This window comes from Tepidicaulis sp. (assembly GCF_965222285.1).
Lineage (GTDB): Bacteria > Pseudomonadota > Alphaproteobacteria > Parvibaculales > Parvibaculaceae > Tepidicaulis.
In genome coordinates, this window is sequence record NZ_OZ244942.1 from 2035690 (window position 1) to 2053623 (window position 17934).

The window sequence follows — 17934 nt, forward strand, 5'->3', positions numbered from 1 at the left end:
AGAAAAGTTCTGGGGGCCGCCTAGCGGATCCCCAGATCCTCGCCCACCACCCCTTCAAGATCGGGCGCATCGCTCCGGCAAACGAAATGGGCGGAACGGTCATCCGCGACGTTCCGCGCCACCGCATTGGCATTCGGTGTTTCCAGCGCATCGATAAAGGCCATGTGGCAGCTTTCGCCGTCCTCGAATTTCGAGACGACCAGTACCTGCCCGTCCGGTAAAGGATCGATGCCTGCCTGATGAGAGCCGCGATCGACGAAATAGCGCACGATGGTGGCGAAAGGCCGCCCCTCTTCATCGAGCCGCCATTCCAGCTTCTCGCCGAGCCGGTTGAAGGGGGCAAGCGTCTGGCCGTGCGTGCCGGGAAACGCCCCGTCCCGCCCGAAAGCAATATAGAACCGCAAATCCCCCTCGCGCAGATAGATGTCATACCCGGCAATGCCATCGCAGCGCCAAAGCGCGGAGCCGAATTCCGGCTCTTCCTCCAGCAGCGTGCATTTGTCGAGCGCGATGTCGGAATAGACGCTGGCAGGCGCGGCCTGAAGCCCGCCGCTTGAAACAAGACATCCAGCAATGATGGCCGCAATGGCCGAAACCCGTTTTCTCATACCCCGCCCCTCTTTGCCCGCAGTTTAGCGCAGATGGCGGCAACATCCAGAGAGGTTTGCAGCCGCGCCGGGGCTAGGGCCGCGCCGCTTTTACCGTTAGACTGCCGCCAACCACAGTCAAAATCCGGGGAGAAATCCATGTCGCTCGAAAATACCGTTTCCATTGTCACGGGCTCCGCAACGGGGCTCGGCGCCGCCGTTGCCATCGGCCTTGCCGAACGCGGCTCCAAGCTCGTCATCAATTACACCAAGAGCGAAAAGGAAGCGAAGGAAACGGTGGAGGCCTGTAAGGCCAAGGGCGCGGAAGCCATTCTCGCCCAGGGCGATGTGGGCAAAGACGAAGATTGCCAGCGCATTGCCAAAGCCGCGCTCGACAAGTGGGGCCGCATTGATGTCCTCGTCAACAATGCGGGCACGACGCAATTCGCCGACCATGCAAAGCTCGATGCGCTGGATGCCGATGATTTTCTCAGCATCTACCGCATCAATGTGGTGGGGCCCTATCAGATGATCCGCGCCTGCGCACCGGCGATGAAGAAACAGGGCATGGGCCGCGTGGTGAACATTTCTTCTATCGCGGGCGTCACCGGCATCGGGTCTTCGGTCGCCTATGCCGCTTCCAAAGGGGCGCTCAACACCATGACGCTCTCGCTTGCCCGTTCGCTTGCCCCGGAAATCCGGGTGAATGCGGTCTGTCCCGGTTTCATCGGCACGCGCTGGTTCTCGGACCGCTTCGGGGAAAATCAGTTCAACAGCATCGTCAAACAGCAGGAAGAAACGACGCCCCTGCAGCGCGCGGGCATGGCCGAAGACATCGCCAAAGCCGTGATCTTCTTTGCCGATGAAGGGGGCGAGCACATTACCGGTGAAACGCTGATCACCGATGCCGGGCTGCATCTGGGCTTTGCGCCGCTCGCCGCCCGTTAAGAACGGGTAACGTTCTTCAGAAAAGCCAGCACCGCGCGCTTCGTTTCCGCATCGCCCACACTGCGCATGTGATCGCGCCGGGGCACGACATGCGCCTGCCCGCCCGCAATGGCATCCGCCAGCGGGCCGGGCGGTCCGGCGAGATCGTCCCGTTCCCCGGCAATAACGAGAACGGGCGCGGCGATGCGGGAAAGTTCCTGGCGCGTGAAAGGCTCCCGCGCCCGCGCAAAACACGCGGCCAGCGCCTTACGGTCCTGTTTGTTGTGATCGGCAAAAATCCGGAAGGCGCGCGCCGCCGGGTCCATGATGCTGGCCGGATCATTCGCTTCCATCGCCGCGATGACGGGCTCGACATGGGAAGGCGGCTCGAAGAGCCGCGCGCCCACCCCGCCTGCGATGAGCGAGCCGAAAAGCTGCGGGGCATCCGAGGCGAGGCGCAGGCCGATCATCGCGCCCAGCGAATAACCCATGACATGGGGCCGTTTGAGGCCCAGATGCTCAATCAGCCCGGCAAGGTCGCGGGCAAGGAGCGCGGGGCTGTAATCCGCCGGATCGTAAAGCTTACCGCTCCTCCCATGGCCGCGCAGATCGAAAAGAATGGTGCGGTAACCGGCTTCCTGAAGCGCGCTCGTCCAGCCGGGCTCCACCCAATTGGCAAGATGCGTCGAGGCAAACCCGTGCACGAGGATGATGGCCGGGCCTTCCCCCTCGTCCCGATAGGCGATCCGCACGCCCTCCGACTGAAAATACTCCATCACGCCTCCTTGAAACCGCCTGCTTTGCTGCCGCTGGCAAGAGCTGCCGCCTCCCGCTAGGATAAAGAAAAGGGAGGCTTATATGGCTGATACGAAAGCGCTGAAAAAGCAAGTCTGCGACATGATCGACGCCATGTCGGGGGAGCTGATCGATATCAGCCATGCTATTCACGCCCGCCCGGAGCTTGCCTTTCACGAGCATCACGCGGCCAAGACCCTGACCGGCGCGCTGGAGAAAAACGGCCTGCCCGTGACCCGGGAAGCCTTCGGCCTTGAAACCGCCTATGCCTCCGCCTTCGGTGCCGGCGGGGCGGAAGTTGCTATCCTTTCCGAATATGACGCCCTGCCCGGTATCGGCCATGCCTGCGGCCATAACATCATCGCCACGACCGGCCTTGGCGCGGCGCTCGCCCTTTCGAAACTGAACGGCGCCCTGCCCGGCCGCGTGCGCTATCTCGGCACCCCGGCGGAGGAAAAAGGCGGCGGCAAGGAACTGATGGCCCAGTTCGGCGCCTTTGACGGGCTCGATGCCGCCATGATGGTGCACCCGGCGGGCATCAACCTTGCCACCATGCCCTGCATCTGCATTTCGGAAGTGGAAGTCACCTATCACGGCAAGAGCGCCCATGCCTCCGCCATGCCTCATGCCGGAATCAACGCGCTCGATGCGCTGATCACCGCCTATCAGGCGATCGCGCAATTGCGCCAGCACATCCGCCCGACCGAGCGCATTCACGGCATCATCACCAAAGGGGGTGATGCGCCCAATATCGTGCCGGAAGTAGCCCAGGCGGTTTTCTATGTGCGCGCGGCGAATGCCGAAGACCTTGCCGCGCTCAAAAAGCGCGTCACCGGCTGCTTTGAAGCGGGCGGCATGGCGACGGGCGCTGGGGTCCAGATCCGCTGGGCAAAGGCGGACTATCTCGACATGAAAACGAGCTGGCCCCTCGCCAAGGCTTATGAGGAGAACAGCCGTATGCTGGGACGGGATTTCTTTCCGCTGGAAAAACTCCCCACCGGCTCAGCCGGCAGCACGGATATGGGGAATGTCAGCCACCGCGTGCCCTCCATCCATCCCATGATCGCCTCGGCGCCGGCCCATGTCGTCATCCATAATCCGGAATTCGCCCGCTGGGCGGGCTCCGACCTCGGCGACAAAGCCTGCATCGACGGCGCCAAAGCGCTTGCCATGACCGCCATCGATTTTTTGAGTGATCAGGCCATGCAGGCAGAAGCGAAAGAGGGTTTTGCCAAGAGCGCGGAATTTTCCGCCCGTTCCGTCGCCGCCGCGTTCAACCCGGACGGCGTGCAGGAAATCGGCGGCTGCGGCTGCTGTTAAGCCGCTGCCGCCGAATTTCGATCACAGACCCGATCACGGAATAGGCCGCTGGGCGCTTTCCACTTCTTCCAGATAGCGCTCTTCCAGAATCTTGCGCATTTCCTTCTGCTTCTTCTCGTCGATGGGAAAGCCCCACATCAAGAAGGCGACGCTGGCATTGGCCAGCATCGGAATGCCGACGAAAATATAGGAAAGACGGTCCACGACCTCCGGCGGGTTATCTCCTTGCGGGTCGAAGCCGACCAGCGCCAGAAGCCAGAAAACCACACCGACGGCAATCGCCGCGCCGGTCTTCTGCGTCAGCGTGAGGAGCGAATAGAAAAGCCCCGTGCGCCGCTCCCCCGTTTCGATTTCATCGAGATCGCCGATATCGGCCATGATCGAGCGGTAAAGCAGGTTCATCGCCCCGGCATTCACCCCGAGGAAAAAGAGCATGCCGCCCGCAATCCAGATATTGCCGTCGGGAATGAGGAAGACGAGCGGCACCAGGCAGGCATTGAACGTGCCTGACGCCACCGCCGCGCGGTGTTTGCCGAGCGCGCGGGCAAGACGCACGACAACCGGTACGAAAAGCACGCCCGCCGTGAAATAGAGCAGCAGAAGAAGCGGGATATATTCTTTCAGCCGCCAGTCATATTCCACGATATAGACGAAGAGCGAGCCGAGCGAGGCGCCGGAAACACCGGAAGCGAAATCCGCCGCCGTCACGCGCCGCAGCGGCGCATTGCGCAGGAGCGGCTCCAGCATCTGCTTGACGGAGAGAACGCCGGGCAGCTTGATGTTGCGTTCCGGCGTAATGGTGACGGCAAAGAAGACCGCGATGGGCAGCATCACGATGACGAACCAGCCGATGGAATTCACCCGGTCCGCATCCACCGTGTCGGGCGTGCTCAGATAAATCTGCACCAGCGCCACGAGCACCAGCACGATCGGCACACCGGCAATCTGCGCCCCTTCACGGAAACCTTGAATGCGCGAGCGTTCATTATAGTCGCGGTCGAGCTCCGCCCCCCAGGACATGTGGGAAATGGTGAGCATCGTCCAGCCGATATAAAGAAAGATCATCCAGCCCGCGAGATAATAGGGCGTGACGGGTTTTGAAGGCAGGAAGACCATATAGGCGGAAAGCATGAGGATCGGCACGGAAAGCGCGATCCAGTGCCGCCGCCGCCCCCAGCGCGAGGGGTACTTGTCCGACAGGAAGCCCATGACCGGGTCCGTCACCACATCCCAAAGGCGGCAGATCAGAAAGATCGTGCCGACCGTGGCAAGGCCGAGCCCCATTTCACCCGCATAGAACTGCGGCAAAAACACCGAAATCGGCACACCGAGCGCTGCAATGGGAACGGCGGGACCTGCATAGAGAAGCAAACGCCAGTTGGACAGACGGCCTTCATTCATCCGCAAAACTCATTTTCTTGTTGGTTGGGGGTTAATCCGCTGGCGCACCTGTCGGCCGCGGATCGACGGTAGCGGCAGTACGCGATCCGATGGCCGCTTCCGCGACATCGAGCGCCCGCGCTTCCAGGATACGGCGGTTTTCCAATTGCTTCGTTTCGTCGATGGGAAAACGCCAGATGAGATAGGCACAGGCCAGCGCGATGATAAAGGCCGGCCACACATAAACGGCCTTGAGGCCCGCAATGACTTCCGGTGAATTGTCCCCGCCCGCCTGAAAGCCGATCAGGTCGAGCGCGGCATAGGCGATGCCGATCGCCACCGCATGGCCGACCTTGTTCGTCATGGTGAGGAGCGAATAGAAAAGCCCCGTGCGCTGCTGCCCGCTCTGCACCGCATCGTGATCTGCCACATCGGCCATGATCGAGCGGAAGAGGAAAGGCCCCGCGCCCATATTGACGCCGAGCGCCACCCAGCAGGCCATGGCCATAGGCACATTGCCTTCGGGAATAAGCAGAATGAGCGGCAGTGTCGCACCGCTGAAAAGCGCGGAGAAGGCAACGGACTTGTGCTTACCGAATTTGCGCGACAGGACCATGATCAGCGGGATAAAGGTCACGCCGGAAATGAAATAGACGAGCAGCATCGCATCCGATGCGCTGCCGAGCTTTAAGGCATCGCTTGCCAGGAAGATAAAAAGCGAGGCGACGATGCCGCCGGAAATACCGGAAATGAGATCCACCGCCAGAATGATCTGCAGCGGCTTGGAGGTGGCCAACAGTTTGACGGCCTGCTTCCAGGGCACATGCTGGGGCGGCGGGGTCTTGCGCTCTTTCACGCCGAACACGGCCACGGCAACCGTGAGAGGGAGCATGATGATAATAAAAAGCCCCATCAGCGTAACCGCATGGGGCTCGGACTCTTCGGGGAAAATCAGATGCGCAAAGACCGGCAGGGTGAGCACGAAGACCATGCCCAGAATAAGCGCGATCTCGCGCGCACCGTGCACGCGGCTGCGCTCATAATAAGCCGGCGTCAGCTCCGCCCCCCAGGACAGGTGCGAGATCGTCAGCAATGTCCACCCCACATAAAGAATGAACATCCAGAACATGAGATAGACGCCGTTCACCTCCCCGCTCGGCAAGAAAATCATATAGGCGGAGAGCATGAGGATCGGTACGGAGAGCACGATCCAGTGACGCCGCCGCCCCCAGCGCGTTTCGAACTTGTCGGAAAGAATGCCGAGCACGGGGTCCGTAAAGACATCCCAGAACCGGGCGATCATGAAGAGGAAGCCGACCAGCGCCAGCCCCAGGCCCATTTCCTTTGCATAGAAAGGCGGCAGGTGCACCACGAGCGGCAGCCCGAGAGCGGAAATGGGAATTGCCGGCAGAGAATAGGAAAACAGCGTAAAGTTTTTCAGCGCGTCAGAACGCTCGCGGCTGGCAGCCTCGGCCATGCCTCTCCTCCCTATGGTCCTCCACCCGGCAGCGCCTTTCTTGCGAGGCGTATTACCGGGATGAAGTATGACAGAATGTCACGGCTCCCATCAACGTTTTTAGGGTAACGAACCGTAACAGAGGCAGAGCCGCCCCGGACAGCGCTCGGCAGCCCCTGCAGAGGGACCAGTTTAGGACTAGGCAGCCGCGCCTCGGGCCGGTAGGTTACGCCCGTTTCAAGCCTCGCAGGAAACGCGTTGCAAGGCTCCGCACTGAAGCCGCAGCGCGGCACGGGGCCTTGCGGCAGAACTTACGCAAAGACGGGATCGAACATGGCCAGCGACCACTCCGTACCGAAATTCGCCAATGATGAAGGTGTTGCCGAAATTCGCATCGGCGCGCGGGAATTCGAATGCATGGGCGCCTCGGCCCCCTTCGATCATCCCCATGTCTATCTGGATATGGGCTCGGACGACCATATCGTCTGCCCTTATTGCTCGACGCTGTACCGTTTCGACGCCAGCCTGAAGCAGGACGAGCAGAAAAACGCCGCCTGATAGAGCGGCATTAAAGCCCGTTATTTCGGTGAAGGCTGGACGCGGACCTGCTTGCCGAGCGAGTCGATGATGTCCTTCTGACTGCCGACTTCTTCGCGCAGGTGCGCAAGCTCCGCCTGCTGGGCATGAACTTGGCCCGTGGAGCGCTCCAGCGCCTGTTCAAGGCGCTGTTTCTCGGCAAGGTCCTCCATCATCAGATAGATCGCCTGCTGGCCGTCATAATCGATATTCACTGCATAGACATGCACCCGGAAACTGCGGCCAGCCGCATCGCACATGGAAATCTCAGTGCCCGTTTCCGCATCCCCGCCATCGGCGACAAGCGCCATCAGCCGCTCGTAATCGGCAGGCTGCGGCACGAAGACGGAAAACCGCCGCTTGGAAAGCTCCGTCGGTGTCAGCCCGAAAAGCCCGCCCGCCCGCCTATTGGCAAAGAGCACGCGGCGCGCAGCCGGCTCGACCACCAGCACGGGATAAGGCGCCACATGAAAAAGCGCATCATGACGCATGGCGAGCCGCCGGGCAGCCCGCAGTGTCATTTCATGGTCGCGCTTTTCCATCGAGAGCGCTTCTTCCGTTGCAGCAAGACCGCTTGAGGCTTCCTTGTAATCGCGCTCCAGCGCGGCCAGACGCGTCTTCGTCAGACGCTGCCCGGCGAACAGCCACATGGCAGCAATAAAGCACAAAAGCCCCATCAGGCTGGCACCCACGGCAATGGTGGCCGCCAGGCCGAAACCTGCTTCCATCTGCGTTTCCGCATCCGCCATCCAGAGCCAGATACCCGCGCCTCCCGCAACAAGGAGGCCCCACAGGACCACCCCGCCGGCCATCAGGCCGGGAAAATACGTGTCGCCGTCCTCGTGAGCGGGATCCTGTGTCCGGCTCATCTGGGACGGCTTGGAGGGCTTCTCTGGAACATCCAGATAGTCCGGGGTGTTGTAAGATGCCGGTGTCCGCATCACCCTGACCAATCCATGAATTCGCCTTTTCAGGCATAGAGGCAGCGCCTTAAGAAACCACGCCTTATCCTCATCAATTTCCGTTAAAATTGAAACAATTGTTTCAACATGCCGGGCGCCAGCCTTCAGTGAACGCCGCAACACAGGCAAAGGTCCCTGAAATATGCAATCCGCAAATGTGCCGGAAAGCCTGAGAAACCAAAGCAGATAGCTTGATCCGTTCAGGGAGTAAGTCAGACAAACATGGCAAAATGAGGGTGTATGGGAGATGAACACGGCAGGTCTTGCCGCCTGGCTGCGTCGTTCTACCGCAGCATTTTAATGGCAAGGATTAGCCGGCTTTGCCGGTCAGCAGCTCCTTGAGAATGACCGCTTGATTGTACTCCTCGTCTTTGGCCCCATAGACGAGGGTCAGCGGCCCCTCCTTCGCAAGCGCCTTGAGCTCACCCAGCGCTTCTTTCTGCGCGCCTTTACCGAGTTCGGCCTTGTAGCGCTTTTTCATCTCGGCCCATTTTTCCGGATCATGATCGAACCACTTGCGAAGCTCCGTACTCGGTGCAACCTCTTTGAGCCAATGGTCCACCTTCAGCGCCTCTTTAGAAATACCGCGCGGCCAGAGCCGATCCACCAGCACCCGCGTTCCATCGCTTTTGGCCGGGGCCTCATAAGCCCGTTTTAAAAAGACACGCTCCACCATGGCGCTGCTCCTCGTCTCTCTTCTCTTCGGCGATCACATGCCGCAGATTTCCCGGAGGTTCAGTATGACAGAAAAGCCAAAACCAGCGGATCAAAAGGGTGTGCTTAGCCCTTTCAGCCGCGGGCCCGCCTGCGCCGGTAATAGACCGCGCCGCCGATAGTGCCCGCGAGCAGCAGCACGGCAAGCCCGGCCCAGGGAAGCAGCCGCCCCATCCGCTTTTCGCGGGTGAGCGCGGCCACCCGTTTCATCTGCTCATATCCTTCCGGCACGTCGAGCACGCCGACGCGGGCGGCATAAGCCTCATACTCACGCATCATATCCGCAAAGAGTTCCGGCTCGGCCGCGGCCAGGTCCTCCGTCTCGCCCGGATCGGCTTTGATGTTGTAAAGCCGCCAGATCCGGTCGCCGAGCGGCGGCATATTCCGCGTCAGCTTATAGTCCCCGCGGAAGAGCGCGGCATTGCCGCCAAGCTCGATGCCGACTGCGTCTTCGGGCCCGCGCACGCTTTGCGCCTCGCCCTTCAAAAGCGGCGCGAGAGAGCGCCCGGCAAATTCCTGAACCGGCACACTGCCGATTTCCGCGGCAGGCGTCACACCCGCCAGATCGAGCAGGGTGGGTGTCAGGTCGGTGACGAAGGAAAAGGCATCCGCCCTGCCTTGGCCCACCCCTTCGCCTGCGATGATGAGCGGCACGCGCAGCCCGCCCTCGCCTGCGTAAAGCTTGAAGAAGGCGCCGGGTGCAGCCGCTGCGCTGGCAAACTCGGACCCGATAAAGGCGTAGGAACCTTTCTCGCCCAGTGTTTCATAATCCCGGCTATAGCCGGCGCTCCAGAGCCATTCCTTAAAACCGAAATGCTCGGTGGGCTCGTTAGGCTCGGGGCCATTATCCGACATGACAACGAAAATCGTGTTCTCATAATCGCCTGTCTCTTTCAGATGATCGATAAGCCGGCCGATATGAAAATCCATCGCCTCCAACATGCCCGCATTCACCGCCATGCTTTTCGCCAGATAGCGCTGCTCTTCGGGCGTGAAGCTTTCCCAATCCTCGAGCCCATCGGGCATCGGGCCCATCTTCGTGCCGGGGGGCAAGAGGCCGCGTTCCATCACAGCTTCGAAGCGCGCGGCGCGCAAAGCGTCCCAGCCGTCCGCATAGACGCCTTCATATTTCTCGATGAAAGAACGCGGCGCCTGAATGGGAATATGGACCGCCTGAAAACCGATATAGGAGAAGAAGGGCTCGCCTTCCTGCCGGTCTTCCTCAAGGTAAGTGATCATCTTGTCGACGAAAAATTCCGAGGAATAGAAATCCTCCGGCAGGGAGGCCGGCTTGCCGTCTTCGAACCAGGGCGCTTCGTCATAAAGCGGCAGATAGCTTTTCTTTTCCCAATTATCCGCTCCCGAGGCATCAAGCGCGAAGGACCGGTCGAAACCGCGCGCATTCGGCAGCGCGCCAGGCTCATGACCGAGGTGCCATTTGCCGGCCATGTAGGTTTTGTATCCGGCCTCTTTGAGAAGGCTCGCCAGCGTCACCACATCGTCCCGCAGCCTGCCAAGATAGGCCGGATGCCCCTGATGGCTTTCGGGCAACGTCTCGGGCAGATTGCCGATCCCCGCCCGGTGGCTTTCCACCCCCGTCATCAGCATGGCGCGGGTCGGCGCACAGACGGGGGAAACATGGAAGTTGGAAAAGAGCGTCCCTCGTCCCGCAAGCGCATCGATATTGGGGGTACTGATCTCGCTGCCATAGGCGCCGAAATCGGAAAAGCCCACATCATCGGCAACGAGCACAACGATGTTCGGGCGCTTTACGCTTTCTTGCGCCGAAACCGGCGCTGCCATGGCTGCGCAGAGAAGCGCCGCCAGCGCGCTCTTTTTCCAGAAAACCCTCATGTTCCGCTTGCCCGTTTCCCCGTTCATGACTTCCGTCCCTTCAGCGCCATTGCCGGTCGGCCGGCTTGGCATGTGCGGCGGGCGCATCCGGCGCCCTGCCTTTGTAATCCGACAAAATCCGCGCGCCCTCTTGCAAAAGCGGTTCGAGCTGTGCCCTCTCGCCGCCGGAAAGCGCTTGATACGCCCCCGCTAGCGCTGCAAGGCAATGCACCCTGTATGGATTGACCGGCAGGGCCCAGCTTGTCCCTGCCGCTTCATAGCGCAAGTCCCGCGCGCCGCGTTCAAAGGCCGCACTATTCGCCGCAAGATAGGGCAGGTATTCATCGCGGAAATCCGCCATCAACCCGTCCAATCCGTCCGGAATGCCCTCGGGCAAAACCGTCCCTTGCGCATCTTCCGGGCGGTAGGCCCAAAGCCGGGCCACCCAGGCAAACACATAAGGCGCTTTTTCCCGCATCAGCGCGGCAGGCGTCGGGTCATGGGAGAAATGCCGGAACATCGAACCGAAGAATCCGAAATCCGCTTCACAAGGACGCGCGCCAAGAAGGAAGGGACGCGTTTGAAGCAGTCCGTCCATCTCGGCCAAAGTGCGCTTGTAGAGCGCTTCGATGGCAGGCGCCGTCTTCGCGGTAACCCCGTCTTCTTTCAGAAAGACTTTGCGCTGGCGCCGTAGAATAAATTGCCGCCGCAATGCGAAAGGCAGCGGCAGATCGCGCAGCATGGTGCGTGCAATCTGACTGCTCATCAGCCGCGCATCTTCATCGAACGCCCAGCGGTAATAAAGCGCGGGCCGCCAGAGCCATTCATCGCCGTAATCCTCAAGCGCAAGACTGAGGAAACGCGTCACGGGATCGGCGGGGCTGAATGCCGGCCCCTCTCCCTTTTCTTCGAAATGCCGGATGATCGGCGTTGTATCGCTAAGCCAGGTGCCATCCGGATATTCAAGCTGCGGCATCTGCGCGATACCCGTCGCGCGCGCCGCCCGGCGGAACGCCGCCATATCCATTTCGCGGAACCTGTAGCCGAGCCCCTTGGCCCGCATATAGGCTTCGAGCTTGCCGGTAAAATAAGAAAGGGTCAGACCGTGCAGGACGGGTAAGGCATCCCCGCCCGCTTCATTCTCTTGCCTGTGATCCATCGCCATGCCGGGCACCCGCTCGCATAATGACAGACATTATGTCATTATATCTCCCGTAGCCAGAAAATTCTCCGGCCCTCAATAGGCGCGCGTGATCAGCTCCGTCACCGTTTCCTCGATCACGGCCCGGGCCTGGGCATCGGAAAGGCGCTGCAATTCCTTCAGCCGCGTCCAGCTTTCGAAGGACAAAAGCAGATCCGCCGCCTCGAAGGTCTTTTTGGGAAGCGCCGCGCATTCGGGCAGTGCCTTCAGCAGCAAGGCGCGCATCAGTTTCTCGTCCTGCCGGGTCAGCTCCTGTAACGCGGGCGAGGTCCAATAGCGCGCAATCAGCGCCCGGCGGAACATGGTGATACGTTTGAAAAAACGGATGCGCTGACGCACGACAAGCTTGATCCGTTCGTCGAGCGGCAGATCCGTGGAAATTTCCGTCAGGATCGGCTCGATCAGTTTGAAGATCTCATCTCTGATAGCCGAATAAAGCGATTCCATTTCCTGAAAATGCCGGAACACCGTCCGGTGTCCCACCCCGGCCCTCAGCGCTACCTGCTCGCTGGTGGGCGCAAGATTGCCTTCATCCACCATCTCGACAAAGGCGGCGGCAATCGCCGCTTTCGTCTTCACGCTCCTGTTCAGCCGGCCGTCCTGTTTCGGCTCGCTCTTTCGTGCGGCGCTGCCCGCCATCGGCCCGTCCTTTTTCACTCGATGAATGCTTTTATTGGCAGATATTATGCCATATGGTCGCGCCATTAGAACGCCTGAAAAGAATTTATTTCCGGAAGAATTTTCATGACCAAGTTCCGCTTTTACGGCATGCCGCATTCGCTTTACTCCGGCAAGGCCCGCTCTTACCTGATCAAGCAGCATGTGGATTTCGAGGAAATGACGCCGGGCCATCCGCGCTATGGCGAAAAAGTCATGCCCGCCATTCAGCGCTGGATCATTCCCGTGCTCGAAACGCCGGACGGCGAAATCGTTCAGGACGGCACGGATATTATCGACTGGTTCGAGAAGCGCGGCCTCGCGCGCCATTCCGCCTATCCTGAAAGCCCGCGCCAGCGCATCACCTCGCTCATCTTCGAAATGTTCGGCGGCGAGGGCATGGTGCGCCCGGCCATGCATTACCGCTGGAATTTCGATGAAACCAATCTCGATTTCATCGAAGATCAGTTCGGCCTTTTCGCCATGCCCTCCGCACCGCGCGAAAAGCGCCTGGAAATCATCCGCAAATCGACAGGCCGCATGCGCGCCGCCGCCGTCATGTTCGGTGTGGTGCCGGAGACGATACCCGTCATCGAAGAGGCTTATGAAGAGCTGCTGGGTGAGCTCAACGCGCATTTTGCCGAAACGCCCTACCTTCTCGGCGGCACGCCCACCATCGGCGATTATGGGCTCATCGCCAGCCTCTTTGCGCATCTCGGCCGCGATCCTTACCCTGCCCAGATGATGAAGCGCCGCGCACCGGCACTCTTCCGCTGGACAGAGCGCATGAATGCCTGGGGCACGGACATGTCCGAGTTCCTGGATTATCCCGAAACGCTGCTGCCGGGTGATGACATTCCCGCCACGCTAAAAACCCTGCTGAAGCGTGTCGCCTCCGACTATCTGCCGGAGATCCGCGCCTTCACCGCCTTCACAAATGACTGGCTGGCCGAGAACCCGGACCTGCCGGCGGATGCGCCCGTCGGCGGGGAAAAGCTCGTGCGCGCCATCGGTAAATGCACCTTCGAATGGCGCGGCAAGACATTCGATGTCGGCGTGATGCCCTACCGCTTCTACCTGCTGCAGCGCATTCAGGACGCGTTCGATGCGCTGGGAGAAGAAGACAGGAAATCCGTCGGCGCGCTGCTCGAGGAAACGGACCTGAGCGACATCATGACACTGCGCAGCGCCCGCCGCGTCGGCCGGAAAAACAATATCGAGGTTTGGGAAGGTTAAACCCAGACCTAACGTTGACGATCAAACGCGCGCTCAGCCTTGGGCGCGCGTTTTCGCTTTCAAGCGAATGATTTCGTCCTCCACCGCCCAGAGCCGGTCCTGCCCCCAAACGGCAATATCGCCCACCGCAAAGGTCGGCACGCCCCAAAGCCCGTGCTCAAAAAGCGCTTTGCGGTTTTCCTCCGCCTCTTCCCGCCAGCTTTCATCGCCCAGAAAAGCTTTGGCTTCTTTCCAGTCAAGTCCGGCGCGCGCCACGATCTTTTTCAACCCCGGATTAAAACCGGAGCGGATCGCCTCCGCCCAGACACCGCTGAGAAAAGAAAGAACGAAAGCCTCTCCTTTTCCTTGGCTCACCGCATAAGGAATGAGCGCAAGGCCCCGCTCGGAAGGCCTGCCGAAAGGATCGGCAATGCGGCCGAAACCGATCCCCGCCCGCGCCGCCTCACGCTTGGCATCGCGCATGATGTAGGTCTGCTTTTGAAAAGACGCAGGAATGCCGCGCATCATCATCGGCAAGACGAAACGCAGCCGCACCGGACAATTGTGATGCCGGGCAAGAGCGAAAAGCTGCGGCGCGGCGACATGCGTGTAAGGACTGCGCAAGGAGAGAAAGAAATCGATCGCGGGTCCTGCCGCTTCATCACCTGGCCCAGCCAAGAGCGCAGGCGGCGGTTTGAGCGGCGCAAAGGGCTCCTCTCCCATATAAGCGCCAAGCGCATGTAACCGCGTTTCCAGATGATGCAGCCGGTCCGCGCCCCAATATTGCTCGCCCGCATAGCAGAAGACCCCGCCGAGATAATGCCCGAGGCGCCTCCGCATCTCGGCCCCTTTTTTCATCGCATGGGCCGTCTCCGCTTCTCCCGCCATGCCGAACTCCCCGGCAAGGGCGTCGATCCTGCCCGTATCCTCCTGCCAAAGCGCCCGGTCCACCGCGCAAACCGCCTCTGAAAAACGCTCCTTGGCGATGGCGCTTGCAAGGATCCGGCGCGCAAGCGCGGTAAGCGCTCCCTCCGGCTGGCGGCCGGGATCATCGAACGAAAGCCCGTATTTTTGCGCCAGCATCGCGCCGTCCCTGCGCGAGTAATTGATCAGCGCCTCGCGCTCCGGCGCGTCATTATCGGCAGGCGGCGGCACCAGCATGGGTATCAGCTTGATATCGAAGCGCTCTGTCAGGCTTTGCAGAAGCTGGGCGGCAAGAACCGCATAGGGATCGTCCGGTTGGTGAAAATAAAAGACCTCATGAGGCGCACCCGCTTTCCGGCGCGCTTTTTCGGCAGCGGCCCTAGCCTCCCTCTGTCTTTTTTCACTGACGATACGGGCTGCAAAAAAGGGAGAAACGATTTCCCGAATGCTCATGGAAGGCCCCTGCCTGGAAGAAATGCGGTTTTCTTTGACCGGCATAATTTATTGACATAATTTATGTCATTAGATTGCGCCCGTCAAATGCGAGGATCATATGAACATTCTCTGGCTCTGGGCCGCCGCCCTTTTCATCTATCTCGGTTTCCTTGGCTGGTATCAGAACTGGCAGGGCCCGCTCACGCCGGAGGAAATCGAGACATATATGGCCCGCCTTGCCGAGGGAACGCCGAACGGCGCAACGGACCCGGCAGTGCTGCGCCGGTTTTTGGAGAAGGATGACGGGCGCGAGTTTTTCATGCTCAATCTCGTCAAACTCCATGAAGGAAAAGTCCCGGACCCGCAAACGGGCGAACTCAAATCCTCCCAGGAAATCTTAAGCGGTTATACCTCCTCTTTCTTCAAAGCGCTTTTCAGGCGCGCGGGCCATCCCGCCATTGCCGCCCGCATTGTGGGCGGCAATGTGGATAGCTGGAACGTCGCTGAAAATCCCGGCTGGACGGTAATGGGCTGGATGCGTTACCGCAGCCGGCGCGATGCAATGGAACTGGTTACAGACCCTGCCTTTAAAGACGGGCACATGTTCAAGGTCGCGGCCATTCCCGCCACGTTTTCCGTCCCCACCTCCCCCATGATCAGCTTTATGGCAGGCCCGCGCATCTGGGCGGCACTGGGGCTCGCTCTTGCCGCTGCACTGGGCAGCATAGTGCTGCTATTTCTGCGCCAGCCGGGCGCATAGCCGAGTGCATAAGGAGAGATATGAAATGAGCGCGCTTCTTCCCGCCCCCACCATTCCCTATCAAGGGCACAAAGCCTGTCCGCCATTCCTCGCCTTTCTAGCCCTCGGCACGATTGTGCCGGGCCTCATCCACAGCTTCCTGCCGGACGGGGGCGCAGGGTCCATCGCCGGGCTCGATCTAAGCGCGGGCGGGCCCGTCATCATCGGTACCTTTGCCTGGGCGGGCGCCACGCAACTTGCCTATGGCACACTCATGCTGCTTGTGGCGCTGCGCTACCGCTCGCTGGTGCCGCTCTTCTTTCTCATCATTTTGGTGGAGCGCAGCCTTATCGCGCTCAATACCTGGGTGCTCAAACCTGCCGGCACCGGCCATCACCCGCCTGAAGCCTATGTGACGCTGGCGCTCCTGCCGCTCCTCGCCGCAGCGCTCTATTTCTCTTTAAAGCGCCGGGCAGGCATCGCCCCTTAAAAATCAGTTTGGCCAGTAGATATATTCATCTCCCGGCTCCGCCTTCTCGGCGCCCGTTTTGTCGATCAGCACGGGCAGTTCGCTAACGGAGGGCCAGGAGGGTTCGGCCTGCTCCGCATTGAACGCGGCGAGCATTTCTTTCAACTCGGCGACTTTTTCAGGCTTCGCCTCCGCCAGATTGTTCTGTTCGGTCGGGTCTTCGCGCAGATTGAAAAGCCATACCTTGTCCGGATTATCCGAGACATGCATCTTCCAGCCCTGGTGCAGGACAGCCTGATAATAACCTTCCCGCCAGAAGATCGGACGCTCGAATGCCTCTTTCTCGCCGGTGAGATAGGGAAGCAGATCGACGCCGTCGATGGGTTTCACCTCCCAGCCGGAAAGTCCGGCAACGCTTGCGGATGTAGGCAGAATGTCGAGATGAGAAACCGGGCTCTCAAGCCGGCTTCCCGGCGCAATGCGCCCCGGCCATTTGGCGAAGAAAGGCACATGGGTGCCCCCTTCGAACATGGTCAGCTTCCAGCCGCGATAGGGCTGGTTGATCTCCGGCAGGCCCACATAATCGGCGCCGCCATTGTCGCTGGTGAAAATCACGAGCGTGTTTTCCTCCAGCCCCTCCTCTTTGAGGGTCTGCAGAACCTGGCCGACGCTGCGGTCGAGCGAGCGCACCATTGCCGCATAAACGCGCAGCCGGTGATCTTCGATATGCGAGAGAGCATCGTAATCGGCTTTGGCCGCTTGGAGCGGGGTGTGCACGCCCCAATGAGCGAGATAGAGAAAGAAGGGCCGGTCGCGGTTGGCCTTGATCGCGGAGACCGCTTCCTCGGTAAAATAGTCGGTCAAATATCCATCCGGCTCGAAGGGCACGCTGTCATTGAAGCTGACGGAATAGTTCAGCACCTGCCATAGCGCCTGGTCGATGAAATCGAAAGGCTGTTTGGAGTTGACGACATCGGGCGAGCTTTCGGGCAGGTAGAGCCCGCCTTCCATCATCAGGCTTTCATCGAAACCCTGATCGCGCGGGCGGAACCCTTCCGTCCGGCCCAAATGCCATTTGCCGATATGCAGCGTTTGATACCCCGCCTCTTGCAGCACTTCGGCAATTGTCGTTTCGGATGCCGGCATGCCGCGCTGCGCGAAGGGAATATCCGATTCAGGTACATCCGCATCCACAATGACGGGATGCAGCCGGTCATCACCGCTGGAGAGCACGCGGATCACCTGCTGCATGCCGTCCGGCACGGGCGTGAACTCGAAGCCGAAGCGCGTGGAATAGCGCCCCGTCATGATCATGGCCCGCGAGGGTGCGCAGACCGCATTGCCCGCATAGCCATTGGAAAGGTTCATGCCCTCACGGGCGATGGAATCGATATGCGGCGTCGGCACGCTGCCGCCCGCCACCCCGCCGCCGAAAAAGCTCAGGTCGTTGAAGCCGAGATCGTCTGCAACGATGAGAACGATATTGGGCCGCTCGCCCGCCGGGCGCGCCGCTGCCGTTTCGTTTTCCGGCGCGGCCCAGGCCACCGCGCGGTTCTGCTCCACATGGCGGTTCCACTGCATGTACATGCCTATGGCGTTGACGAGCAGTGTCTTGCGCTCCGCGTAGGCCGCGCCGATCAGCACCGCCACCAAAAGCACCGGCACCAGAATTTTCCAATTGAGAAAACGCATTCCATCCCCTCCAGGCCCGGTTATTTTCCGCGCGCTCAAATTAATGATATAC

General features: G+C 60.4%; 17 protein-coding genes. 6 read left to right on the top strand and 11 right to left on the bottom strand.

Annotated features, from left to right (window positions below; genetic code table 11):
- Positions 1-20: 20 nt before the first annotated feature.
- Positions 21-608 carry a hypothetical protein gene (locus ACOQOT_RS09775; protein WP_420559097.1) on the bottom strand — a complete coding sequence of 196 codons (588 nt, stop codon included), beginning with the start codon at positions 606-608 and terminating at the stop codon, positions 21-23.
- A gap of 138 nt (positions 609-746) precedes the next feature.
- Between ACOQOT_RS09775 and ACOQOT_RS09780 the strand changes: the two genes are divergently transcribed.
- Positions 747-1535, top strand: a complete 789-nt coding sequence (locus ACOQOT_RS09780) for an SDR family NAD(P)-dependent oxidoreductase (RefSeq protein WP_420559098.1) — start codon at positions 747-749, stop codon at positions 1533-1535.
- Here ACOQOT_RS09780 and ACOQOT_RS09785 read toward each other — a convergent pair.
- The gene (locus ACOQOT_RS09785; RefSeq protein ID WP_420559099.1) at positions 1532-2290 is read right to left on the bottom strand and encodes an alpha/beta fold hydrolase; all 759 of its coding nucleotides are present in this window, start codon (positions 2288-2290) and stop codon (positions 1532-1534) included. The two genes, ACOQOT_RS09780 and ACOQOT_RS09785, sit on opposite strands and share 4 nt — an antisense overlap.
- An 82-nt stretch (positions 2291-2372) precedes the next feature.
- On the opposite strand from ACOQOT_RS09785, the gene ACOQOT_RS09790 reads away from it, so the two are divergent.
- Entirely contained in the window at positions 2373-3629 is a 1257-nt protein-coding gene (locus tag ACOQOT_RS09790) for a M20 family metallopeptidase (RefSeq protein ID WP_420559100.1), read from the top strand.
- A 33-nt stretch (positions 3630-3662) separates the two neighbouring features.
- On the opposite strand, the gene ACOQOT_RS09795 is transcribed toward ACOQOT_RS09790, so the two are convergent.
- Positions 3663-5030: an MFS transporter gene (locus ACOQOT_RS09795; RefSeq protein WP_420559101.1), complete on the bottom strand. Its 1368-nt coding sequence runs from the start codon at positions 5028-5030 to the stop codon at positions 3663-3665.
- Between the two features lie 31 nt (positions 5031-5061).
- On the bottom strand, positions 5062-6486 hold the full coding sequence (locus tag ACOQOT_RS09800) for an MFS transporter (RefSeq protein WP_420559102.1): 1425 nt from the start codon (positions 6484-6486) through the stop codon (positions 5062-5064).
- Positions 6487-6798: 312 nt separating this feature from the next.
- On the opposite strand from ACOQOT_RS09800, the gene ACOQOT_RS09805 reads away from it, so the two are divergent.
- Positions 6799-7023 carry a zinc-finger domain-containing protein gene (locus ACOQOT_RS09805; protein WP_420559103.1) on the top strand — a complete coding sequence of 75 codons (225 nt, stop codon included), beginning with the start codon at positions 6799-6801 and terminating at the stop codon, positions 7021-7023.
- 20 nt (positions 7024-7043) lie between these two features.
- Here ACOQOT_RS09805 and ACOQOT_RS09810 read toward each other — a convergent pair whose 3' ends face one another.
- The 5 genes from ACOQOT_RS09810 to ACOQOT_RS09830 all read right to left on the bottom strand — a co-directional run bounded on the left by ACOQOT_RS09810 (position 7044) and on the right by ACOQOT_RS09830 (position 12390).
- Entirely contained in the window at positions 7044-7910 is an 867-nt protein-coding gene (locus ACOQOT_RS09810; RefSeq protein ID WP_420559104.1) for a PAS domain-containing protein, read from the bottom strand.
- Positions 7911-8313: 403 nt separating this feature from the next.
- Positions 8314-8679 (bottom strand): DUF488 domain-containing protein, encoded by a 366-nt coding sequence (locus ACOQOT_RS09815; protein WP_420559105.1) that lies wholly within the window; start codon positions 8677-8679, stop codon positions 8314-8316.
- A 113-nt stretch (positions 8680-8792) separates the two neighbouring features.
- Entirely contained in the window at positions 8793-10598 is a 1806-nt protein-coding gene (locus ACOQOT_RS09820; protein WP_420559106.1) for an arylsulfatase, read from the bottom strand.
- Between the two features lie 13 nt (positions 10599-10611).
- On the bottom strand, positions 10612-11715 hold the full coding sequence (locus ACOQOT_RS09825; protein WP_420559107.1) for a glutathione S-transferase N-terminal domain-containing protein: 1104 nt from the start codon (positions 11713-11715) through the stop codon (positions 10612-10614).
- Between the two features lie 72 nt (positions 11716-11787).
- Entirely contained in the window at positions 11788-12390 is a 603-nt protein-coding gene (locus ACOQOT_RS09830) for a TetR/AcrR family transcriptional regulator (RefSeq protein WP_420559108.1), read from the bottom strand.
- A 105-nt stretch (positions 12391-12495) separates the two neighbouring features.
- Here ACOQOT_RS09830 and ACOQOT_RS09835 point away from each other — a divergent pair, with 105 nt between their 5' ends.
- Positions 12496-13644, top strand: coding sequence for a glutathione S-transferase C-terminal domain-containing protein (locus ACOQOT_RS09835; protein WP_420559109.1), 1149 nt, complete (start codon positions 12496-12498; stop codon positions 13642-13644).
- A 33-nt stretch (positions 13645-13677) separates the two neighbouring features.
- Here ACOQOT_RS09835 and ACOQOT_RS09840 read toward each other — a convergent pair whose 3' ends face one another.
- Complete coding sequence (locus ACOQOT_RS09840; RefSeq protein ID WP_420559110.1) at positions 13678-15000, bottom strand: DsbA family protein; 1323 nt, start codon at positions 14998-15000, stop codon at positions 13678-13680.
- A 100-nt stretch (positions 15001-15100) separates the two neighbouring features.
- Here ACOQOT_RS09840 and ACOQOT_RS09845 point away from each other — a divergent pair, with 100 nt between their 5' ends.
- Both ACOQOT_RS09845 and ACOQOT_RS09850 read left to right on the top strand, forming a co-directional pair.
- Positions 15101-15742, top strand: a complete 642-nt coding sequence (locus ACOQOT_RS09845; protein WP_420559111.1) for a hypothetical protein — start codon at positions 15101-15103, stop codon at positions 15740-15742.
- A gap of 25 nt (positions 15743-15767) precedes the next feature.
- Positions 15768-16211: a hypothetical protein gene (locus ACOQOT_RS09850; RefSeq protein WP_420559112.1), complete on the top strand. Its 444-nt coding sequence runs from the start codon at positions 15768-15770 to the stop codon at positions 16209-16211.
- A 3-nt stretch (positions 16212-16214) separates the two neighbouring features.
- On the opposite strand, the gene ACOQOT_RS09855 is transcribed toward ACOQOT_RS09850, so the two are convergent.
- Entirely contained in the window at positions 16215-17882 is a 1668-nt protein-coding gene (locus ACOQOT_RS09855) for a sulfatase (RefSeq protein WP_420559113.1), read from the bottom strand.
- Positions 17883-17934: the final 52 nt, after the last annotated feature.